General features: G+C 57.7%; 1 protein-coding gene. It reads left to right on the forward strand.

Features of this window, described 5'->3' with window-relative positions; all coding sequences use genetic code 11:
* Window positions 1–293: 293 nt before the first annotated feature.
* Window positions 294–699, forward strand: a 406-nt coding sequence (locus P7D22_RS23315; protein ID WP_319936620.1) for a Crp/Fnr family transcriptional regulator, incomplete at its 3' end; no start/stop codon positions are given.

Below are 699 nucleotides of genomic sequence, written 5' to 3' on the forward strand. Positions count from 1 at the left end.
GAGGGGTCGGGATTGGACGCGAAATGGGGGTCGTCGTTGGAAGCGATTTGACACTCACGCCAAGCCGTCTACCGCATCGAGGCTGATCCGGCCGCAGCGGAGAGCATGTTGACGCTCTGGGAATTGTGAACGTCTCAAAGACGGTCAGAACACCGGACCACAGCGCTGTGGTGAACGTTCAAGCACATTCTTGATGAATGCTCGGACTACGGCCGCAAACCGGCCGGTTTAATTGGCCATTCTTTGTATCATTTGATATTACTATTGTTTTATGTTCACTATAGATCTTTGTGATGACGAACCGTTTCATTCAGAAACTTCTTGGGTTCGTTGAACTCACGGCTACCGAGATCGAAGCGCTCGAGGTTGCAACCCGAGCACCGGGCACCTTCGGAGCCCGTACGGATCTCATCCGCGAAGGCGATCGGCCCGGCGCCGTGTTCGTCATGCTGGAGGGCTGGGCATTTCGCTACAAGGTGCTGCCCAGCGGCTCCCGGCAGATCATGGCCTTCCTGATGCCCGGCGACGCCTGCGACCTCCACATCGGCATGCTGGCCGAAATGGATCACAGCATCCAGACCGTGACGAAAGCGCAGGTCGCCAGGATCTCGCGCCAGACCATGGACGAGATGATGGACACCTATCCGGGGATCGCCCGGGCCATGTACATCGCGCAACTCGTCGATGAGGGAACGCTGC

This window comes from Lichenihabitans sp. Uapishka_5, from assembly GCF_033947565.1.
Lineage (GTDB): Bacteria > Pseudomonadota > Alphaproteobacteria > Rhizobiales > Beijerinckiaceae > Lichenihabitans.